Source organism: Pseudomonas sp. LRP2-20, from assembly GCF_024349685.1.
Taxonomy (GTDB): Bacteria; Pseudomonadota; Gammaproteobacteria; order Pseudomonadales; family Pseudomonadaceae; genus Aquipseudomonas.
Genome location: NZ_AP025944.1, coordinates 2,249,470 through 2,270,494, shown reverse-complemented (window position 1 = coordinate 2,270,494; position 21,025 = coordinate 2,249,470). Strand labels below are relative to the sequence as shown.

17 protein-coding genes are annotated in these 21,025 nt (G+C 65.0%); 10 read left to right on the top strand and 7 right to left on the bottom strand.

Annotation, left to right across the window (positions count from 1 at the left end):
- The first annotated feature begins 118 nt into the window (after positions 1 to 118).
- Together OCX61_RS10005 and pncB are read left to right on the top strand one after the other, a co-directional pair.
- On the top strand, positions 119 to 769 hold the full coding sequence (locus OCX61_RS10005) for an isochorismatase family protein (protein WP_261943639.1): 651 nt from the start codon (positions 119 to 121) through the stop codon (positions 767 to 769).
- The gene (pncB, locus tag OCX61_RS10000) at positions 766 to 1,965 is read left to right on the top strand and encodes a nicotinate phosphoribosyltransferase (protein ID WP_261943638.1); all 1,200 of its coding nucleotides are present in this window, start codon (positions 766 to 768) and stop codon (positions 1,963 to 1,965) included. The genes OCX61_RS10005 and pncB overlap by 4 nt, the downstream gene beginning before the upstream one ends.
- Positions 1,966 to 2,264: 299 nt before the next feature.
- Here the strand turns inward: pncB and OCX61_RS09995 are convergent, their stop codons facing one another.
- Positions 2,265 to 3,152, bottom strand: a complete 888-nt coding sequence (locus OCX61_RS09995; protein ID WP_261943637.1) for a LysR family transcriptional regulator — start codon at positions 3,150 to 3,152, stop codon at positions 2,265 to 2,267.
- Between the two features lie 109 nt (positions 3,153 to 3,261).
- Here OCX61_RS09995 and OCX61_RS09990 point away from each other — a divergent pair, with 109 nt between their 5' ends.
- Positions 3,262 to 4,323: a YeiH family protein gene (locus OCX61_RS09990; RefSeq protein WP_261943636.1), complete on the top strand. Its 1,062-nt coding sequence runs from the start codon at positions 3,262 to 3,264 to the stop codon at positions 4,321 to 4,323.
- A gap of 63 nt (positions 4,324 to 4,386) precedes the next feature.
- Complete coding sequence (gene ppnN / locus OCX61_RS09985; RefSeq protein WP_261943635.1) at positions 4,387 to 5,760, top strand: nucleotide 5'-monophosphate nucleosidase PpnN; 1,374 nt, start codon at positions 4,387 to 4,389, stop codon at positions 5,758 to 5,760.
- A 21-nt stretch (positions 5,761 to 5,781) separates the two neighbouring features.
- Here ppnN and OCX61_RS09980 read toward each other — a convergent pair whose 3' ends face one another.
- Positions 5,782 to 6,948 (bottom strand): GGDEF domain-containing protein, encoded by a 1,167-nt coding sequence (locus OCX61_RS09980; protein ID WP_261943634.1) that lies wholly within the window; start codon positions 6,946 to 6,948, stop codon positions 5,782 to 5,784.
- 307 nt (positions 6,949 to 7,255) lie between these two features.
- Positions 7,256 to 8,584, bottom strand: coding sequence for a CDP-diacylglycerol--serine O-phosphatidyltransferase (gene pssA, locus OCX61_RS09975; RefSeq protein WP_261943633.1), 1,329 nt, complete (start codon positions 8,582 to 8,584; stop codon positions 7,256 to 7,258).
- Positions 8,585 to 8,742: 158 nt separating this feature from the next.
- Between pssA and cahR the strand changes: the two genes are divergently transcribed.
- On the top strand, positions 8,743 to 9,738 hold the full coding sequence (gene cahR / locus OCX61_RS09970; protein WP_261943632.1) for a transcriptional regulator CahA: 996 nt from the start codon (positions 8,743 to 8,745) through the stop codon (positions 9,736 to 9,738).
- A gap of 13 nt (positions 9,739 to 9,751) precedes the next feature.
- On the opposite strand, the gene OCX61_RS09965 is transcribed toward cahR, so the two are convergent.
- From OCX61_RS09965 to katG, 3 genes are all read right to left on the bottom strand, one after another.
- A complete protein-coding gene (locus OCX61_RS09965) occupies positions 9,752 to 11,086 on the bottom strand; it encodes an MFS transporter (RefSeq protein ID WP_261943631.1) in 1,335 nt (444 codons plus the stop codon).
- Positions 11,087 to 11,266: 180 nt separating this feature from the next.
- On the bottom strand, positions 11,267 to 12,478 hold the full coding sequence (gene creA / locus OCX61_RS09960) for a creatinase (protein ID WP_261943630.1): 1,212 nt from the start codon (positions 12,476 to 12,478) through the stop codon (positions 11,267 to 11,269).
- A gap of 254 nt (positions 12,479 to 12,732) precedes the next feature.
- The gene (gene katG, locus OCX61_RS09955) at positions 12,733 to 14,988 is read right to left on the bottom strand and encodes a catalase/peroxidase HPI (RefSeq protein WP_261943629.1); all 2,256 of its coding nucleotides are present in this window, start codon (positions 14,986 to 14,988) and stop codon (positions 12,733 to 12,735) included.
- Positions 14,989 to 15,337: 349 nt separating this feature from the next.
- On the opposite strand from katG, the gene OCX61_RS09950 reads away from it, so the two are divergent.
- From OCX61_RS09950 to OCX61_RS09940, 3 genes are all read left to right on the top strand, one after another.
- Positions 15,338 to 16,246 carry a LysR family transcriptional regulator gene (locus tag OCX61_RS09950; RefSeq protein WP_261943628.1) on the top strand — a complete coding sequence of 303 codons (909 nt, stop codon included), beginning with the start codon at positions 15,338 to 15,340 and terminating at the stop codon, positions 16,244 to 16,246.
- Between the two features lie 113 nt (positions 16,247 to 16,359).
- Positions 16,360 to 16,947, top strand: a complete 588-nt coding sequence (locus tag OCX61_RS09945; RefSeq protein ID WP_261943627.1) for a hypothetical protein — start codon at positions 16,360 to 16,362, stop codon at positions 16,945 to 16,947.
- A 107-nt stretch (positions 16,948 to 17,054) separates the two neighbouring features.
- The gene (locus OCX61_RS09940; protein ID WP_261943626.1) at positions 17,055 to 17,372 is read left to right on the top strand and encodes a DUF2388 domain-containing protein; all 318 of its coding nucleotides are present in this window, start codon (positions 17,055 to 17,057) and stop codon (positions 17,370 to 17,372) included.
- 131 nt (positions 17,373 to 17,503) lie between these two features.
- Here the strand turns inward: OCX61_RS09940 and glcC are convergent, their stop codons facing one another.
- Positions 17,504 to 18,268 carry a transcriptional regulator GlcC gene (glcC, locus tag OCX61_RS09935; RefSeq protein ID WP_261943625.1) on the bottom strand — a complete coding sequence of 255 codons (765 nt, stop codon included), beginning with the start codon at positions 18,266 to 18,268 and terminating at the stop codon, positions 17,504 to 17,506.
- A gap of 196 nt (positions 18,269 to 18,464) precedes the next feature.
- On the opposite strand from glcC, the gene glcD reads away from it, so the two are divergent.
- The gene (glcD, locus tag OCX61_RS09930) at positions 18,465 to 19,964 is read left to right on the top strand and encodes a glycolate oxidase subunit GlcD (RefSeq protein ID WP_261943624.1); all 1,500 of its coding nucleotides are present in this window, start codon (positions 18,465 to 18,467) and stop codon (positions 19,962 to 19,964) included.
- Positions 19,964 to 21,016, top strand: a complete 1,053-nt coding sequence (gene glcE, locus OCX61_RS09925; RefSeq protein WP_261943623.1) for a glycolate oxidase subunit GlcE — start codon at positions 19,964 to 19,966, stop codon at positions 21,014 to 21,016. The genes glcD and glcE overlap by 1 nt, the downstream gene beginning before the upstream one ends.
- Positions 21,017 to 21,025 lie beyond the last annotated feature (9 nt).

Below are 21,025 nucleotides of genomic sequence, written 5' to 3'. Positions count from 1 at the left end.
GGCACAATAATCCACCAGAGCTTCTAAGTATGGCAACCCGCAAGCCTATGGAAATTGTCACTTGACACACTTATTACACCAGGTGAATTATATAGCCATTCCAGCGAGGAGACCCGCCATGAAGATCGCCAGTTTCGATGTCGACGCGCAAAACGGCTTCACCGCCAACGCCCCTCAGGAGCTGCCGGTACCAGAGGGCAACGAGATCGCCCAGGACCTCAACGCCATGGCGCTGCGCGCCGACCTGCGCCTGGGCAGCAAGGACGCCCACCCGGCCAACGCCGTGTGGGTGGTGGCCGACCCTGGCCAGATGCTGCAACCGCTGCCCCTGGCCAACGCCGACCTGACCTGGGTCAGCCACTGCGTCCCCGGTACCGCCGGCTTCGAGCTGCTGCCCGGCCTGCCCGCCCCGATCGATTACGACTACTTCGTCTGGAAAGGCGTCGAGCCCGACCTGCACCCCTACGGCGCCTGCTACCACGACCTCGCCGAGCGCCGCTCCACCGGGGTCATCGAGTTTCTCAAGGTGCAACAGGTGGGCGCGGTGATCGTCGGCGGCCTGGCCCTGGACTACTGCGTCAAGACCACTGCCCGGCAATTGCGCCAGGCCGGCTTCCAGGTGCTGCTGTACCTGCCGGCCTGCCGCGCTCTGACCCAGGAAGGCGCCATCAGCGCCTGCGGCGCTCTGGCTGCCGAGGGCGTGATCCTGTGCGGCGATGAGGCCGCGCTCGACTACCAGCTCTCTCTGATCAAGGAAGACCGCCCATGACCGAAAGCGTTTTCGGCCCACGGATCATCCAGAACCTGCTGGACACCGACTTCTACAAGATCACCATGATGCAGGCGGTGCTGCACAACTACCCCAATGCCGAGGTGGAGTGGGAGTTCCGCTGCCGCAACCGCGAAGACCTCTCCCCTTACCTGGCAGAAATCCGCAACCAGATTGAGCAACTGAGCGAAGTCACCGTCACCCACGACCAGCTGGCCTACCTGGAAAAGATCCCGTTCCTCAAGCCGGACTTCATCCGCTTCCTCAGCCTGTTCCGCTTCAACCTGCGCTATGTGCAGGTCGGCCTGGACGCGGCCGGGCAGCTGGCGATCCGCGTGCGCGGGCCGTGGCTGCACGTGATCCTCTACGAGATCCCGTTGCTGGCGATCATCAGCGAGGTGCGCAACCGCTACCGCTATCACGACGTGACGATCGAACAGGTGGGCGAGCGCCTGTACCAGAAATTCGACTGGCTCAAGGCCGAGGCCAGTGCCGAGGAGCTGGCAGGCTTCCAACTGGCTGACTTCGGTACACGACGGCGCTTTTCCTACCGGGTGCAGGAAGAAGTGGTGTACCTGCTCAAGCACGACTTCCCCGGCCGCTTCGTCGGCACCAGCAACGTGCACCTGGCCCGCGAGCTTGAGCTCAAGCCGCTCGGCACCATGGCCCACGAATGGTTCATGGCGCACCAGCAACTCGGCCCGCGGCTGGTCGACAGCCAGGCCGCCGCGCTGGAAGCCTGGGTCCGCGAGTACCGTGGCTTGCTGGGCATCGCCTTGACCGACTGCATCACCATGGACGCCTTCCTGGGTGATTTCGACCTGTACTTCGCCAAGCTGTTCGATGGGCTGCGGCACGACTCTGGGGACCCGCTGGTCTGGGCGGAGAAAGCCATCGCCCACTATGAGCGGCTGGGGATCGACCCGCAGGGCAAGACACTGATCTTCTCCGACGGGCTGGATTTCGCCAAGGCGCTGGGCCTGTACCGGGCACTGCACGCGCGGATCAACGTGAGCTTCGGCATTGGTACCCGGCTGACCTGCGATATCCCGGGGGTGGAGCCGATGAACATGGTGATTAAGATGACCGACTGCAATGGCGCGCCGGTGGCGAAGATCTCCGACAGCCCGGGCAAGACCCAGTGCCGGGACGAGAACTTCGTGGCTTACATGAAGCATGTGTTCAAGGTGAGTTGATGCAGCCTGGACCGGCTGTCTTGCTCAATTCCTTGAAACTGGCGCGATCCTTGTGGGAGCAACTGTCTCGCTTGATTGCAAAAGCTGGCTCGATGTGGGAGCCGCGCTCGCCGGCGATGGGCCGCGAAGCGGCCCCGGTATATAAGTGATCGCTATCGACCCATGTCAAACGCAAGAATGTTGGGGCCGCTTCGCGGCCCATAGCCGGCAAGCGCGGCTCCCACAAGTACGGGGCACGCCTGGAAGCTGGCGATAATCGTGTGGGTGCGGCGTTCGGTGCCCCAACTTACCCGTGACAGTCACCCCTCTTCTGACTGCCCGACACACAGCTCCATGAACCGTGCAGCCGCCCGCGACGGCGTGGCGGCATGGGGCAAGAGGATGGAGAACCGCCGCACCAAAGGCTCAGGTGCAACCCGCAGCTGCCGCAACACGCCGTCTTCATGGCGGATCGACATGGCCGACACGAAGCCAATCCCCATCCCGGCCCGTACCGCCTCCTTCACCCCTTCCACGCCAGCGATCTCCAGCGCCACGCGCATGGCCACGCCGTGCCGGGCAAAGGCCCGCTCGACGATCTGGCGCACCCCCGAACCACTCTCACGCAGCACCAACGGGTAAGCCCCCAACGCCTGCAAGCCTTGCTGTTCAGCGCCTGCCAGGGGATGGTCGCACGGCACGATGGCCACGATCTCGTCCTCGCGCCAGGCTGTCACCCCGGTGCCCAGTGGCAGCTCCTGCCCAGGCGGGCCTTCGATCAGGGCGATATCGACGCTGTCCAGCGCCGCGATGATCTCCGCCGTGTTGCCGTGGGACGTGGTCACCAGCACCTCTGGGTGGCGCCCATGGAAGTCGGCAATCAGGTACGGCAGCAGGTAGCTGGCCGGGGTGGTACTGGCGCCGATGCGCAAGGTGCCGCGCTCGAGCCCGCGCATGGCCTCGCACAATGCCTGGGCCTGGCGAAAGGTGTCCCGCAGGCGCTGGGCATGGGCCAGCAACTGCTCGCCGGCAGCGGTCAGGCGCACGCCACGGCCGGCGCGCTGGTACAGGGGCTCGCCAAAGTCCTCTTGCAGCAATTTCAGCTGGCCGGATACCGCCGGCTGCGACAGATGCAGGGCCTGGGCCGCATGGCTGATGTTGCCGTGCTCGGCTACCGTGGCGAAGGTTATCAGTTGCTCTGGGGTCATCCACTTAAAATATCAGCTAGACGGATATTTGCCATCCTAAATTACGATTTTATATAAGCTTATAACCAGATTAACGTAGGCCATGTCGAAACACTTCCGGAGGACTCACATGGCCACGGCAACTTCCAACCCTGCGTTGGCGCCCACCCTCTCTACCCGAGGGCGGCTCAACGGCATCCTGTTCGTCGCGCTGTTCGCGCTCGCCGTCACCCAGCTGGCGGCGCTGCCCGCCATCGCCAGCCTGGGCATCAGCCCGCTGATCGTCGGCATCGTCGCCGGCGCCCTGTACGGCAACGCCCTGCGCGACGGCGTACCGGCCAGCTGGGCAGCCGGTATCAACTTCTCGGCCCGCGGGCTGTTGCGCATCGCCGTGGCCTTCTTCGGCCTGCGCGTCAGCCTGCAAGAGATCGCCGAAGTCGGCTGGTCCGGCTTGAGCGTGTCGCTGTTGGTCGTGACCAGCACTCTGCTGATCGGCCTGTGGTGTGGCACCCGGCTGTTCAAGCTGGACCGCGACACCGCCCTGCTCACGGCGGCCGGCAGCGCGATCTGTGGCGCCGCCGCCGTGCTGGCATTCGAATCGGCGCTGCGCAGCGCACCGCACAAGAGTGCCATGGCGGTGGGCAGCGTGGTGCTGTTCGGCACCCTGTCGATGTTCCTCTACCCGCTGGCGATCAACGCCGGCTGGCTGCCCCTGGACACCCTGGGTGCCGGCCTGTTCCTTGGCGGGACGATTCACGAAGTGGCCCAGGTAGTGGGCGCGGCCAGCAACGTCAGCCCCGAAGCCACGCACATCGCCACCATCGTCAAGATGACCCGGGTGATGCTGCTGGTGCCGGTGCTGCTGGTGGTCGGCCTGTGGATCAGCCGCTCGCGCCAACCCGGCCAGGCCCAAGGCAATGGCCGCATCGCCATGCCCTGGTTCGCCTTCGGCTTCCTCGCCCTGGTGCTGGTGAATTCGCTGCAGGTGCTGCCCGGTAGCGTGACCCAGGCGGTCAACAGCCTGGACACCTTCGCCCTGACCATGGCCATGACCGCGCTGGGCATGGAAACCCGCTGGAGCCAGATCCGCCAGGCCGGGCCGCGGGCGCTGATCACCGGGGCGATCCTCAACCTGTGGCTGGTGGGTGGCGGCCTGGCGATCACCCTGGGGGTGCAACGCCTTTTAGGTTGACGTGCATTGATCGGTATGGTGTTGTCTTGCAAGGATGTTTTTACCTGCACAGGAACGACTTAGATGCCTCAACGCCATGTCATCAACGCATCCGTCAGCCCCAAAGGCAGCCTGGAGACGCTGTCGCAACGTGAAGTCCAACAACTGAGTGAAGTCGGTACCGGCACCCTCTACACCTTGTTCCGCCAGTGCGCCCTGGCCATCCTCAACACCGGCGCCCATGTCGACAACGCCAAGACCATTCTCGAGGCGTACAGGGACTTCGAAGTCCGCATCCACCAGCAAGACCGCGGCGTGCGCCTGGAGCTGCTGAACGCTCCAGCCGACGCCTTCGTCGATGGTGAAATGATCGCCAGCACCCGCGAAATGTTGTTCTGCGCCCTGCGCGACATCGTCTACACCGAAAGCGAGCTGGCCAGCCAGCGCATCGACCTGGAAAGCTCCCAGGGCATCACCGACTACGTCTTCCACTTGCTGCGCAACGCCCGCACCCTGCGCCCCGGCGTGGAGCCGAAGATGGTGGTGTGCTGGGGCGGCCACTCGATCAGCAGCGAGGAGTACCAGTACACCAAGAAGGTCGGCCATGAGCTGGGCCTGCGCAAGCTGGACATCTGCACGGGCTGCGGCCCGGGGGTGATGAAAGGCCCGATGAAGGGCGCGACCATCGCCCATGCCAAGCAGCGCATGCACGGCAGCCGCTACCTCGGCCTGACCGAACCGGGCATCATCGCCGCCGAGGCGCCGAACCCGATCGTCAACGAGCTGGTGATCCTGCCGGACATCGAGAAGCGCCTGGAGGCCTTCGTCCGTGTTGGCCACGGCATCATCATCTTCCCCGGCGGCGCCGGCACCGCCGAGGAGTTCCTCTACCTGCTCGGCATCCTCATGCACCCGGACAACCAGAGCTTGCCGTTCCCGGTGGTGCTCACCGGGCCACGCAGCGCCGAACCGTTCCTGCAACAGCTGCATGCATTCGTCGGCGCCACCCTTGGCGAAGCTGCCCAGCGCCACTACCAGATCATCATCGACGACCCGGCCGAAGTGGCCCGGCACATGGTCGAGGGGCTCAAGGAGGTCAAGCAGTTCCGCCGCGAGCGCAACGACGCCTTCCACTTCAACTGGCTGCTGAAGATCGACGAGGGCTTCCAGCACCCGTTCGACCCAACCCACGCCAACATGGCCGAATTGGCTCTGCGCCGCGATTTGCCGGCCCATGAACTGGCGGCCAACCTGCGCCGGGCGTTTTCCGGGATCGTGGCGGGCAACGTGAAGGACAAGGGAATACGGCTGATCGAGGAACACGGGCCGTATCAGATTCGCGGTGATGCCGCGGTGCTGGAGCCGCTGGGGCGCCTGTTGCAGGCGTTTGTCGACCAGCACCGGATGAAATTGCCGGGGGGCGCGGCGTATGTGCCTTGCTACCAAGTTGTGACCTGAGATCGCCGGGGCCGCAGCCATCTATCTGACTGGACTCGCCAAGGTCCGGTCCACCAGGCGAATGCTGTCACGCCCGCCACGCTTGGACTGGTACAACGCCACATCCCCTTGCTCGATCAATGCCGCCAGACTGGCCGGCGGCTGGTCGAACAGGTTGGCACCGATACTCAAGGTCACCGCCTGCGGGGTCGGCATCGCCTCCCTGGCAAACCGCTGGAACTGGTCGCGCAGCTGGCTGCCCAGCTCCACCACCTTCTCGCTGCTGGCATCGCTGAGCAGGATCACGAACTCATCGCCACCCAACCGCGCGGCCAACGAACGCTCCGGCAGCACTGCGCGAATCATCTCGCTCAACGCGATCAGCAGGCGGTCACCGGCCGCATGGCCATGCAGATCGTTGACCAGCTTGAAGTTGTCGATATCGATCAACAGCAACGCCCCAGGCTGCGCCGGGCTGACTGTCTTGAACAAATGCGTGGCGCGGACTTCCAGGGCCCGCCGGTTGTACAGTGCCGTCAGCGGGTCGCGGGCGGCCAGCCGGGCGATGCGCTCTTCACGGCGATAACGCACGGTACCGGTCATCGACAGCGCGATCAGCATGATCGCCATCGCCCCTTCGACCAGGGAAATCTGGATGATCAGGCCGCCAAAAGTCGCCAGGTCGATCAGCGTGCCCGGTGTCACCGCCACGATCGCCTTGGCCACATAGAACAGCCCATGGATGAGCAGCACGTAACGCAGCTGCACCGCCCCCACGCTCAGCGACTTGCCATGCGGGCGCAGCAGGAAGCTGGCCTTGAGCGTGAGTAACGCCACCAGCAGCGAGTTGACCATCAGCATCACTTTCGACCACTGCGGCCCCACCGGCAGCAGCAACAAGCCGAACCACACCAGCACAATCAGCAGCCACGCCCGCGATAATCGGGCCTGGGTAAAACGCACTACACCCAGCAGAAAGAACGCATGGGCGACCACCAGCAAGCCGTTGGCGAACCAGATGCCGATCAGCAGCAGGCCGATCCCGCGCAGCAGGGCCAGGGTCGAACCGACCGTGATGGTGGCGAAACCGGCGCTCCAGAACAGCAGCGACGGTTCGCGGACACTGCGCCACTCGATCGCCAGGTACAGTGCAGCCGCAGCGGCCAGGGCGATGGTGATCGTCAGCATCGTGGGTGGATCAAGCGCCATATACGGATTGGCCTATCTGGTTAACGTGGAAAAGGGCAGATTGTATGCGCTTGAGATAACTTTTCAGAGGGGCGAACCGTCACGCTGCATTCAAATGAATGTAACCGTGCTAGGCGCGACACAGTCCATAGTCTTCCCACCACTGTCATACCGCTGACGTTGCCCAGCTTGATGATAGCCCGTACGCGCGCAGTCAACGCCGCACCCCTGCAAGGTGCGGCGCCTGCAGCCAGCGCAACAGGCCCGTTAGTTGTGCCGAGTGCACGGGTATGGAAGTGGATCCACGAAGAGCCCCGTGCAGTCGAGCTCAAAGCACCCGCTTGATCAAAGGCTCCAGCCGGCTGTAGCGCAGGCGCCGCAGGAACCTGCGTACCTCCTTGGGGTGCTCGGCCTTCTCGCCCAGCTCGCTCGCCGTACCGATCTGCGGCGCGTGCCGGCGAATGGCCTCCAGCTCCACCGCTCGCGGCACCAGCCACTGCCCGTGTGGGTCGTCGATCAGCAGGCCGTTTTCCAGGTCCAGGTTGAACCCGCGCGGGTTGAGGTTGTTGCCGGTCAGCAGCGAATAGCGCTGGTCGACCCACACTCCCTTGGCATGGAAGGTATGGCCCGGATCGTTCCAGATCCGTATCTGCAACTGGCCACTGGCAATGGCTGCCTGGCGGCGCCGGGCAAAGGCGCGCAGGTTGTCTTCGTACAGGTACGGCAAGGCACCGCTGGCGCTGAACGGCTCGCCCGGAGCGATGTAGAAATCGTTGGCGGTGCGGTGGCCAACGATCAGCTCGATGCGCACTCCCCGGTCCAGGGCATGGTCGATCTCGCGCATCACCACCCGTGGCGGGTTGAAATACGGCGTGCTGATGATGATCTGCGTGTGTGCCGCCGCCAGCAGCGCGCACAACGTGCGGTTGAGCGGATTACCACGGCCGACACCCAGCAGCGGGATCACGCGCAGCCCCTGCCCCGCCATGGCGGCCGGTGCGTCATAAGCCATGCGCCGCAGGCGCGCGCGCAGGCGCCGGATATCGCCGCGCAGCGTGCGGGTAGCGGGTGGCGTCGGCAGGTCCAGGCGCGGCGTGGCGGTGTGGTGCAACAGGCGCCGGACCAGGTCGACCATGGCGTCGGCCAATGCCGGCGACTGGAACAGGTGGTAACGGTCCAGCCGGTATCGGTCGAACCGGTGCAGGTAGACGTTGTTCAGGCTGGCACCGGTATAGATCACGCAATCGTCGATCACGCTGCCCTTCAGGTGCAGCACGCCGAACAGCTCGCGGGTCTGCACCGGCACGCCATGGATCACCACGTCGAGCCCGCGTAGCTGGCGCTGGGCCTGGTACCAGGCCGCATTGCCCGGCTGGCGCCCGGCCCCCAGCAGGCCACGGCGAGCACGGAACCAGTCGACCACGATGACGATCTCCAGGCCCGGCCGCTCGGCCTTGGCCTGGTACAGCGCATCGAGCACCTCCTGGCCGGCCTCGTCTTCCTGCAGGTACAAGGCAACGATGACGATACGCCGGGTCGCCGTGGCGATGCGCTCGAGCAGGCAGGTGCGGTAGGCCGCGGCATCGGGCAACACCTGGATCGCCTCAGGCGCGATGGCGAAACCTGGCAGTGCCGCCAGCATGGATTCGGGGTTCACGTACGATCACCTTCTCTCTGCAATCAGGTCCATTCCTGGCCGTTGCGCCCGGGGTGTAAGATCAGCCCGGCAACGACCCATAACAACAAGAAACACGCGAGGCCTGTTTTCCCACTGCCCCTGACGAACTAAGCCTCAGCTTGCACAGGAAGATCGCAATGGTCCACCCCGCTTCCATCAGCGTAACGCCTTACCCAACCAAAACCTTCGGTTTTCTGGTGCTGCCCAATTTCACCACCATTGGCCTGGCATCGGCGGTGGAAACCCTGCGCATGGCCAACCTGGCAGCGCGCCAACCCTTGTACCGTACCGTGCTGATTGCCGCCAGCCCGGAGCCGGTGGTGGCCAGCAATGGCATGCGCGTGCTGCCCGACCACAGTATCGCAGACGCCCCGGCGCTGGACGCCCTGTTCGTGGTCGGCGCCAACCCGATCGACCGCAGCCGTGGCGGCACCCGCCCCCTGATCGACTGGCTGCGCCAACTGGCCCGCCAGCGCCTGCCGCTGGGCGGGATCTGCACCGGCAGCTACCTGCTGGCCAAGGCCGAGCTGCTTGACGGCTACCGCTGCACCATTCACTGGGAAGACCTGCAGACCCTGCAGGAACACTTCCCCGACATTGTAATCTCCAGCCAGCTGTTCGAGCTGGACCGCGACCGTTTCACCTGTTCCGGTGGCGTGGCGGCCATGGACATGATGCTGCAACTGGTCGCCCGCCAGGCCGGCGGCCAGGACATCGCCGCCAAGGCCGCCGAACTGTTGCTGTGTGACCGTATGCGCGGTGAGCGCGAGCGCCAGCGTGTGCCATTGCGCACCTTGCTTGGCAGTGCCCAGCCCAAGCTGAGCCAGGTGGTGGCGATCATGGAGGCAAACCTGGAGGAGCCGCTGGGGCTGGAGGAGCTGGCCAGCCTCAATGAAGTGACCGTGCGCCAGCTGGAGCGCTTGTTCCATAAATACCTGCAGCGCACCCCCAGCCAGTATTACCTGGAGTTGCGCCTGTCACGGGCCCGGGAACTGCTGCTGCGCAGCGATGTGCAGGTACGCGAGGTGGCACTGGCTTGCGGCTTCAGCTCACCAGCACACTTTTCCAAGAGCTACAGCCGCTTCTTTGGCCTGTCGCCGCTGGGCGAGCGGCGCCAGGCTTCATTGCATTGAGCGCTTGCTCGCCTCAATCCTGCAGGGCTGAATGCGCGGTCTCCCGGCACATCAACATCGCCAGCAAGGCCACCAGCGCCGCCGCCAGCAGGTAACCGGCCGGCGCCAGCTTGCTGCCCGTGGCCTGGATCAGCCACGTGGCGATGAAGGGGGCTGTACCGCCAAACAGCGCATTGGCCAGGTTGAAGCTCAGCGCAAAGCCACTGAAGCGCACCGAGGTCGGGAAGATTTCGGCGAGCAGGCACGGCAAGGTACCGTCGTTCATGGCCAGCATCGCGCCGAAGAAGATCTGGATCGCCAGGATCACCAGCAGTGGCTGGCCATCGAGCAGCTTGAACAGCGGCACGGTCAGGCCGAGAAAGAGTAACGACGCCACCACCAGCATGGCCTTGCGACCGAACTGGTCGGACAGCCGCCCCATCAGGAAGATCAGGCCGATGTAAGTGGCCAGTGACACCGTCGAGGCGATGAACGAATCACGCTCGCTCATGCCCATCTCGCTGGACAGGTAGGTCGGCATATAACTGAGCAACAGGTAGAACGCCACCGCATTGAGGCAGGTGACCCCGAGGCCGATGGCCAGGCTGCGGCGGTGGTGAGCCAGCAGCTCACGGATCGGTGCAGGAGTCATGCAGGCCTTGCGTTCCAGGCGCTGCTCCATTTCCAGGAACTTCGGCGTGTCCTGCAGGCTCATGCGGATGTACCGGCCCACCAGGCCGAACGGTGCCGCCAGCAGAAATGGCAGGCGCCAGCCCCAGCTGTGCAGATCTTCGCTGCTCAACAGTTCATGCAGCACCGCGACGAATGCCGCACCGAACAGCAGCCCCGCAGCGGTGCTGGCCGGCACGATGCTGGTGTACAGCCCGCGCCGGCCTGGCGGGGCGTATTCGGCAAGAAATGCTGCGGCACCGGCGTATTCCCCCGAGGCCGAAAAGCCCTGCACCAGGCGGATCAGCAGCAGCAGGCCGGGCGCCCACAAGCCGATCTGCGCATAACCCGGAAGCAGCCCGATGCAAAATGTCGACAACGACATGATCAGGATCGACCACGACAGGGCGTTGCGCCGCCCGTGGCGGTCACCGAAGTGGCCCCAGACCACACCACCCAGCGGGCGGACCAGAAATGACAGGGCAAATACGGCAAAGGTCGCCAGCAGGCCGCTGGTCTTGTCTGCCTGTGGGAAGAAGGTAGCTGCAATGATGGTGGCGAGGTAGCCGTAGGCGGCGTAGTCGAACCATTCGACGAAATTGCCCATGAAACTGGCACGCGCGGCCTTGCGCAGGGCCTGGCGTTCGGCGTCTGGTGCGGTGCCGTCGAGGGAAGGAGCGTTGAAGGTGGTGCTGGACATGACGGGTACCCTCTGATTCTTCTAATTGGCGGCAGGGTCTGATGGTCATACAGTTGTTTTTGTGTTGCCCGGATCGGCCTCTTCGCGGCTAAAGCCGCTCCCACAGGTGTTTCACTGGCCTTCAGGGCAGTGGTACCTCTGTGGCAGCGGCTTCAGCCGCGAAGCAGGCGACGCCGGTGCTTATTTGCGAATGATGTTGTGCTCCGGGCCGTACGGGAATCGGGTGATGTTCTCGGCACCGTGCTCATTGACGATCAGGATGTCATGTTCGCGGTAGCCTCCCGCCCCAGGCCGCCCCTCGGGCAGCATGATCATCGGCTCGATCGACACCACCATGCCCGGCTCCAGGACCGTGTCGATGTCTTCGCGCAGCTCCAGCCCTGCTTCCCGGCCGTAGTAGTGACTCAGCGTGCCGAACGAGTGGCCATAGCCAAACGTGCGGTACTGCAGCAAATCGTGACGCAGGAAGATCTCGTTCAGTTCGCGGGCGATGTCGCAGCATCGCATGCCCGGGCGCACCAGCTTGAGACCCGCTTCATGCACTTCGACGTTGGCCTGCCACAGGCGCAGGTGATCGTCCGGGCAATGGTCGAGGAACAAGGTGCGCTCCAGCGCTGTGTAGTAGCCGGCGATCATCGGGAAGCAGTTGAGGCTGAGGATGTCGCCCTTGTTGACCTTGCGGCTGGTGACCGGGTTATGCGCGCCGTCGGTGTTTAGCCCGGACTGGAACCAGGTCCAGGTGTCCATCAGCTCGCTGTCGGGAAAGCTTCTGGCAATCTCACGGACCATCGCCTGGGTGGCATGCAGCGCCACTTCATATTCCGGCACCTGGTCGCGCAGCGCCTCGACCACCGCCGCCCCGCCGATATCGGCAACCCGTGCCCCATGGCGAATCAGCGCCTGCTCCTCGGCCGACTTGATCATGCGCATGCGCATGCACGGTGTACCGATGTCCAGCAGCTCGGCCTTGGGGTAGCAGGCAGCGAGCTTGGCATGGTTCTGCAGGTTGAGGTGGTCGTATTCGACGCCGATGCGCGAGGCCAGCGGCAGGGCCTGCTGGATGGCGACGAAGTAGTTGTCGCGCTGCCAGTCGGTGTAGACGATGTTGTCGGTACCCAGCGTGCGCCGCCAGGGCTGGCCGCCGTCGATATTGGCGCTGATCGACACCACCTTGTCGTGGGTGACCACCAGCGCGTAGGGACGACCGAACGAGCAGTAGAGGAAGTCGCTGTAGTAGTTGACGTTGTGGTACGAGGTGAAGATGGCCGCCTCGATATCCTGCTCGGCCATGTAGGCCCGCAGGCGGGCATGACGGGCGGCGTACTCCTGTGCGGAGAAGGTCGGCTTGACCTTGTCGCCATTGCGGATTTTCAGGGTCTGGGGCATTTGCATGGTCGGTGTTCCTTGTCGTTGTGAGCACGCTGTTCAGGCCGGCCGCCTGGAAAGCATTGCAACAGAACCGACGAGGACGCTTTTGTATCTATCCGACCTGGAATTGGCGAGATTACCAATGGGGGCTGCCTTGCAGCCCATACGCGGCACAAGGCCGCTCCTACAGGTAGTGCGCCATGTTCAAGCCCGGCGCTGTAACTGTGGGAGCGGCCTTGTGCCGCGAATGGGGCGCAGAGCGCCCCCGACATACGTGCCTATTTCAAGTCGAAGCGGTCCAGCTCCATCACTTTTTCCCAGGCCGCCACGAAGTCCTTGACGAACTTGTCATTGCCATCGCTGCTGCCATACACCTCGCTCAGCGCCCGCAGCTGCGCATGCGAGCCGAACACCAGATCGACCCGGCTGCCGGTCCATTTCACTTGCCCGGTCTTGCGGTCGCGGCCCTCGAAGCTTTCGTTGTCCGCCGAAGTCGGCTTCCACTCCACGCCCATGTCCAGCAGGTTGCGGAAGAAGTCGTTGCTCAGGGTGCCAGGCTTGTCGGTGAACACGCCCTGCTTGCTGCCGCCATGGTTGGCGCCGAGCACACGCAGGCCGCCGATCAGCACGGTCAGCTCCGGCGCGGTGAGGGTCAGCAGTTGCGCCTTGTCCAGCAACAGCTTCTCGGCCTTGACGCTGTAACGGGCCTTGCTGAAGTTGCGGAAGCCGTCGGCCAGCGGCTCGAGCACGGCGAACGACTCGACGTCAGTCTGCGCCTGGGAAGCATCGACGCGGCCCGGGCGGAAGCCCACGCTGACGTTGTGCCCGGCATCCTTGGCGGCCTTTTCCACTGCCGCGGAGCCTGCGAGGACGATCAGGTCGGCCAGGGAGACCTTCTTGCCACCGGCGTTGAACTCGCTCTGGATCTTCTCCAAGGCTGCCAGTACCTTGCCGGTGCCCTGGTTCGCCGCCCAGTCCTTCTGCGGCGCCAGGCGCAGGCGGCCACCGTTGGCCCCACCGCGCTTGTCCGAGCCACGGAAGGTCGAGGCAGCTGCCCAGGCGGTGGCCACCAGTTCGGCGACGCTCAGCCCGCTTGCGAGAATCTTGGCTTTGAGCCCGGCGATGTCCTGCTCGCCCACCAGCGGGTGGTCGACTTTCGGCAACGGGTCTTGCCACAGCAGCTCTTCGTTGGGCATCTCCGGGCCCAGGTAGCGAGCCAGCGGGCCCATGTCACGGTGGATCAGCTTGTACCAGGCGCGGGCGAAGGCGTCGGCCAGTTGGTCCGGGTTGTCCTTGAAGCGCCGGGCGATCGGTTCGTAGATCGGGTCGAAACGCAGGGCCAGGTCGGAAGTCAGCATCGACGGGGCATGCTTCCTGGCCGGATCGTGTGCATCCGGCACGGTGCCCGCGCCCTTGCCGTCCTTCGGCCGCCATTGATGGGCACCGGCGGGGCTCTTGGTCAGCTCCCACTCGAAGTTGAACAGGTTGTTGAGGTACTCGTTGCTCCATTTTGTCGGCGTCGAGGTCCAGATCACTTCCAGGCCGCTGGTGATGGTGTCGCCACCCTTGCCGCTGCCGAACTTGTTGGCCCAGCCCAGGCCCTGCAGCTCCAGGCCTGCCGCTTCAGGCTCAGGGCCGACATTGTCGGCCGGGCCGGCGCCGTGGGTCTTGCCGAAGGCGTGGCCGCCGGCGATCAGCGCCACGGTTTCTTCATCGTTCATGGCCATGCGGCCGAAGGTTTCGCGAATATCCCGGCCCGATGCCACGGGGTCCGGGTTGCCTTCCGGGCCTTCCGGGTTGACGTAGATCAGGCCCATCTGCACGGCAGCCAGGGGGTTTTCCAGGTTGCGTTCGGCCGAAAGGTCACGGTTCTGTTCTTCACCATGCTTGGCAGGTTCCGCCACCAGGTCTCCTTGGCCGGGCGGCTGGGCCTTGACCTGGTCCTTGCCGTAGCGGGTATCACCACCCAGCCAGACCTTTTCCGAGCCCCAGTACACGTCTTCGTCCGGTTCCCATACATCGGCGCGGCCGCCGGAAAAACCGAAGGTCTTGAAGCCCATGGACTCCAGGGCAACGTTGCCGGTAAGCACGATCAGGTCGGCCCAGGAGATCTTGTTGCCATACTTCTGCTTGATCGGCCACAGCAGGCGCCGGGCCTTGTCCAGGCTGACGTTGTCCGGCCAGCTGTTGAGCGGCGCGAAACGCTGCTGGCCAGAGCCGGCACCGCCACGGCCATCACCAATGCGGTAGGTGCCGGCGCTATGCCAGGCCATGCGGATGAACAGCGGGCCATAGTGGCCGAAGTCGGCTGGCCACCAGTCCTGGGAGTCGGTCATCAAGGCGGTCAGGTCTTTTTTCAGGGCCTGGAAGTCAAGGCTCTTGAACGCCTTGGCATAGTCGAAGTCCGGGTCAGGGCTGGACTTGGACGAGTGTTGATGGAGGATCCTGAGGTTGAGCTGGTCAGGCCACCAGTCTCGGTTGGTGGTGCCGCCACCTGCGGTTTGATGGAACGGGCATTTCGATTCGTTCGACATCTGCTGTTACCTTTGGGTCGGTTATCCAGATTTCCGGTCTATGCCAGGTGTTCTTTCAGCCGAGCACATGGGCTCATGCCTACCCCTCATCAGGTCTGGTCGGTCACGTGCCGACACGGGGCTTGCGAAGCTCTCACGCCTTGTGCAGCGCGGTCTTGCATCCAAGTGCTGAGACGCCGCCCGCACGCGGATTTCGCAGGGCCAGGGGAAAGACTAGTCGAGCTTGGGCAGAGGTCTAATAGAGTGGCTCTTGCAGGCCGATAGCCACGGCACATCCATACAAGGCGCAACGGCCGCCGCCGTGCTTCAATACACCGCCAACCCCTCTAGCCCCGGTGAGCCAAGCCCCATGAACCGCAACGACCTGCGCCGTGTCGACATGAACCTGCTGGTGCTGTTCGAAGCCCTGATGATCGAACGCAACCTGACCCGCGTCGGCGAAAAGCTGTTCATCACCCAGTCCACCGTCAGCGCCGCCCTCGCCCGCCTGCGCGAACTGTTCGACGACCCGCTGCTGATCCGCAGCGGCCGGGCCATGGAGCCGACCCCGCGGGCCATGCAGATCTTCGCCGAGCTGGGCCCGGCCATGGATGTGATTTCGTCGGCCATCAGCCGCGCCCGCGACTTCGACCCGGCCAACAGTTGCAACCAGTTCCGCCTGGGCCTGTCGGACGATGCCGAGTTCGGCCTGTTCCCCGCCCTGCTGCAGGCCTTGCGCGAAGAAGCGCCCGACATCAGCGTGGTGGTGCGCCGCGCCAACTTCCTGCTGATGCCGGGCCTGCTGGCCAGTGGCGAGATATCCGTGGGCGTGAGCTACACCACTGACCTGCCGGCCACCGCCAAACGCCGCAAGTTGCGTGATATCGGCGTGCGTGTGCTGCGCGCCGACGACCGCCCGGGCCCGCTGTCCCTCGACGAGTATTGCGCCCGGCCCCATGTGATGGTGTCGTTCTCCGGCGACATGAGCGGCAACATCGACCTCGACCTCGCCCGCATCGGCCGCTGCCGCAAGGTGGTGCTGGCCGTACCGCAGTTCGGCAGCCTGCGTGCCCTGCTGCGCAACACCGAACTGATCGCCACCGTGCCGGACTACGCCGCCTGTGCCCTGGCCGACGATGGCAGCCTGCGCGCCGACCCGGCGCCGTTCGAGATCACCGAGGCCGAGCTGTCGATGGTCTGGAGCGGCGCCCACGACAACGACCCGGCCGAACGCTGGCTGCGCGAGCGCATCCTGCAGTACATGGCCCGCCCGAGCTGATTCATCGACCTCATCGATAGCCACCATGAATGCCATCAAGTTCCGCCGCAACCGCTGCGGGCGGAAGATGGCGGCATTCACTGATCGATGAGGCTCTACCCATGAAAACCGGCATGCTCGCTGCCCTGCTCGCCCTGTTCGCTGCCCTTGGCGGTTGTGCCGCGCCGGCTGGCCAGCAGGCTGCCCAGCCCTACGGGCACTTCTACTCGGCCACCGCCATTTCCAGCGTCGCGCTGGCCCCAGGGCAACACGTGGCCGTGCTGCTCGGGCGCAATGCCGACAGCACCCTCAGCTACCTGCAGCAGCACCGCGGCGCAGCGGCGGCGAAAAGCCCGCCGCGCAGCATTCCGGTGGCGACCCTGCGCGGTGGCAGCCAGGCCTACGACTGGCTGGCGCGTTCGCTGGCCCAGCAGTTCGCCGAGGTGACCTTCTATGAAGACCTGGACAGCCTGCTCGCCGACCATCCGGACGTGATCGTGCTGCTGGACAGCGAAAGCCGCCTGGCCACGGCGGACGTCGAGAGCCGGGTGGTGGCGCGCTTCTTCGACAGCCAGCTGAGCTACATCGGTCGCGCCGAAGGCCGTGCGCGCAAGGATGTCAGCAATGTGGCGCGGATGCTGGAAGATGAACAGGCCGCCAAGGCCGATGCCCTGCGCGATTTCGACGCTTCGCTGCAGCGCTTGCTGGGCAGCAAGGTATAAGGCGCCACGGCGCTTCGGCAGAAACCAGGGAACTCTTGCCAATCGCCTGTCCTCTTAAACAGTGAGTGGTTTATTTCCCTGTGCTTCACGTTACTGGAGAACACGACATGCGCCACCTACTCCTCGCCCCTGCGCTGCTGCTCCTGCTGCCTGCCGGTGCTGCCCTGGCCCGCGTCGATGCGGGCGACGTCGCCACCTCGGCCGGTGTTTCCGCTTCGCTGTATTCGACCTTCAAAGACGACAAACGGATCATCCCCGCCCGTGACGAGCTGTCTGCATTCGTTGCCAGTGGCGGTGCCATACGCGGCGCCTACGTGGAGTCGGCGCTGGAACAGGCTCGCAAGGAGCATCCCGGCCTGCAGGCCAGTGACGAAGAGCTGGCTCGGGCAATCCTCTCCCAGGATGACCCGGTCGCCCAGCATTGATCATTTAAGCTATCGCCAGTACCGGCCTCTTCGCGGGCAAGCCCGCTCCCACAGGTAATGCACAGTACTCAACAGCTGTGCCATACCTGTGGGAGCGGGCTTGCCCGCGAAGAGGCCGATACTCGCATAACCTAGCCCCAGCCATCCATGCGCATGGTCGCCCTGACCAAGCGCTGCTCCTCTTGCTCGATCTCACGCAAGCTGTCGCAAATCCCGTTGATATGCTCGCGCGCCGCCCGTTGCGCCTGCTCGGGCAACTGCTCCATCACCGCGTGATACAACCGTGCATGCTGGCGGTCGATCTGGCGCTTCTGCGCCGGGCGGCAGTAAAGGTTGTTGACCGAGGCGAACACCGTGCTCAAGGTCAGGTCGCTCAGCGACTGCAAGGTATGCACCAGCACCGGGTTGTGCGACGCCTCGCTGATCGCCCGGTGAAACGCATGGTCACGCCGCGCGTGTTCACGAGCATCGAGCGCTTCGGCAGCGGCATGGGCGTCGAGCATCTCTTCGTAGCGCCGGCGGATCAGCAGGCGGTCGATATCGGTGGCGCGCAAGGCCGCCAGGCGTGCCGACTCGGCCTCCAGCAAGGCACGCACCTCCAGCAGGTCGAACAGCGTGCGCGGCTGTGAGCTGAACAGGTGCATCAACGGCGTGGCGCTGGCCTGCCCGTTGAGGTCGGTGACGAACGAACCGCGCCCCTGCTCGGTGTCGATGATGCCGCGCCCGCGCAGGATGCGCAGGCCTTCACGCAGCGCCGAACGCGAGCAGCCGAGCTTTTCGACCAGGCGCCGTTCCGAGGGCAAGGCCTGGCCGACCTTGAGCACGCCCTCGACGATCAGCCGCTCGACCCGCTCGGCCACCTGGTCGGCGACCTTGGCCTTGCCTTCAATCCCCATGCGCAGACTCCAACTGGTAGGACCACTTCTGTCGACGGTTCCAATCTAGCCGTTCCAAGCCATGGATAACCAGTACTTTGCGGAAAAACTGGTAGGACCAGTTATCTGAACCCTCGACCACCCCCGTCCAAGCGCGCAGGCTGCAAGGGTGATCGGTTTGCCTACAAATACAAAAAACTGCCGCTGAGTGAGCCTGATGAACATCCTCTACGACGAACGTGTCGACGGCGTGCTGCCTGCCGTGGACCTGCCCGCACTGCTGCAGGCGTTGCGTGATGCCATCCCCGACCTGGAGATCCTGCACCGCGCAGAAGATCTCAAGCCTTATGAATGCGACGGCCTCTCGGCCTACCGCACCGTGCCGCTGCTGGTAGTGCTGCCTGAACGCCTGGAACAGGTGCAGACCTTGCTCAAGCTCTGCCACCAGCGTGGCGTGCCGGTGGTGGCACGCGGTGCCGGCACCGGCCTGTCGGGCGGCGCGCTGCCGCTGGCCAAAGGCATCCTGCTGGTGATGGCGCGCTTCAACCGTATTCTCGAAGTCAACCCGCAAGGCCGCTTCGCCCGGGTGCAGCCCGGTGTGCGCAACCTGGCCATCTCCCAGGCCGCTGCGCCCCATGGCCTGTACTACGCCCCCGACCCGTCTTCGCAGATTGCCTGCTCGATCGGCGGCAATGTCGCGGAAAACGCCGGTGGCGTGCACTGCCTGAAATACGGCCTGACCGTACACAACCTGCTCAAGGTCGAGATCCTTACCGTCGAGGGCGAGCGCCTGACCCTGGGCAGTGACGCACTCGACAGCCCAGGCTTCGACCTGCTGGCGCTGTTCACCGGCTCCGAGGGCATGCTCGGCATCGTCACCGAAGTCACCGTCAAGCTGCTGCCCAAACCCCAGGTGGCACGGGTCCTGCTGGCCAGTTTCGACAGCGTCGAGGACGCCGGCCGCGCCGTGGCCGAGATCATCGCCGCCGGCATCATCCCCGGTGGCCTTGAGATGATGGACAACCTGGCGATCCGCGCCGCCGAGGACTTCATCCACGCCGGTTACCCGGTGGACGCGGCTGCCATTCTGCTGTGCGAGCTGGATGGCGTCGAAGCCGATGTCCAGGAAGACTGCGAGCGTGTCGCCGACGTGCTCAAGCAAGCCGGCGCCCGCGATGTGCGCCTGGCCTGTGACGAAGCCGAGCGCGTGCGCTTCTGGGCCGGGCGCAAGAATGCCTTCCCGGCGGTGGGGCGGATTTCCCCGGACTACTACTGCATGGACGGCACCATCCCGCGCCGCGAACTGCCCCAGGTGCTCAAGGGCATCAGTGAACTGAGCGAGGAATACGGCCTGCGCGTGGCCAATGTGTTCCACGCCGGCGACGGCAACATGCACCCGCTGATCCTGTTCGATGCCAACCTGCCTGGCGAACTGGAACGCGCCGAGGCCATCGGTGGGCGCATCCTCGAACTGTGCGTGGCAGTGGGCGGCAGCATCACCGGCGAGCACGGCGTGGGGCGCGAGAAGATCAACCAGATGTGCGCGCAGTTCAACAGCGACGAAATCACCCTGTTCCATGCCGTGAAAGCGGCGTTCGACCCGCAAGGGCTGCTCAACCCGGGCAAGAACATCCCCACCCTGCACCGCTGCGCCGAATTCGGCGCCCTGCACGTGCATCACGGGCAACTGCCCTTCCCTGAGCTGGAGCGTTTCTGATGAGCATGGACCGCGACATGAGCCAGGACCTGCTCGAACAGGTCAACCAGGCCCTGAACCTGGGCACAGCGCTGCGCATCCAGGGCGGCAACAGCAAGGCCATGCTCGGCCGCCCGGTAGCCGGCGAAATCCTCGATACCCGCAACCACCGTGGCATCGTCAGCTACGACCCGACCGAACTGGTGCTCACCGCCCGCGCCGGCACGCCATTGCTGGAGATCGAGGCAGCGCTGCACGAGGCCGGGCAGATGCTGCCCTGCGAACCCCCGCACCTGGGCGCCGAAGCGACCCTGGGCGGCATGGTCGCGGCCGGGTTGTCCGGGCCGCGCCGGCCGTGGGCCGGTTCGGTTCGTGACTACGTGCTCGGCACGCGGGTGATCACCGGGCACGGCAAGCTGCTGCGTTTTGGCGGCGAGGTGATGAAGAACGTCGCCGGCTATGACGTCTCGCGGCTGATGGCCGGCAGCTTTGGCTGCCTGGGGCTGCTGACCGAGGTGTCGCTGAAGGTCCTGCCACGCCCACGCGAGTGCCTCAGCCTGCGCCTGCCGATGGACCGCCACCAGGCCCTGGCCGAACTGGCCGAATGGGGCCAGCAGCCCTTGCCGATCAGCGCGGCCTGCCACGATGGGGCAACGTTGTACCTGCGCCTGGAAGGCGGTGCAGGCTCGGTGCAATCGGCCCGCCAGCGCCTGGGCGGCGAGGTGCTCGACAGCAGCTTCTGGAGCGACCTGCGCGAGCAGCGCCTGGGCTTCTTCAATGACCCGGCACCGCTGTGGCGGCTGTCGCTGCCCACGGCCAGTGGAGAACTCGACCTGCCGGGGCAGCAGCTGATCGACTGGGGCGGCGCGCAACGCTGGCTCAAGTCGACGGCACCGGCGCAGGAGATTCGCGAGCAGGTTGCCAAGGTCGGCGGCCATGCCACGGGCTACACGCCGGGGGATGACAGCACCGCCCCGCTGCCCGCCGCACTGATGCGCTATCACCACGCCCTCAAGCAGCAACTCGATCCCCAGGGCGTGTTCAACCCTGGCCGCCTGTACCCTGACCTGTGAGGCCACGCC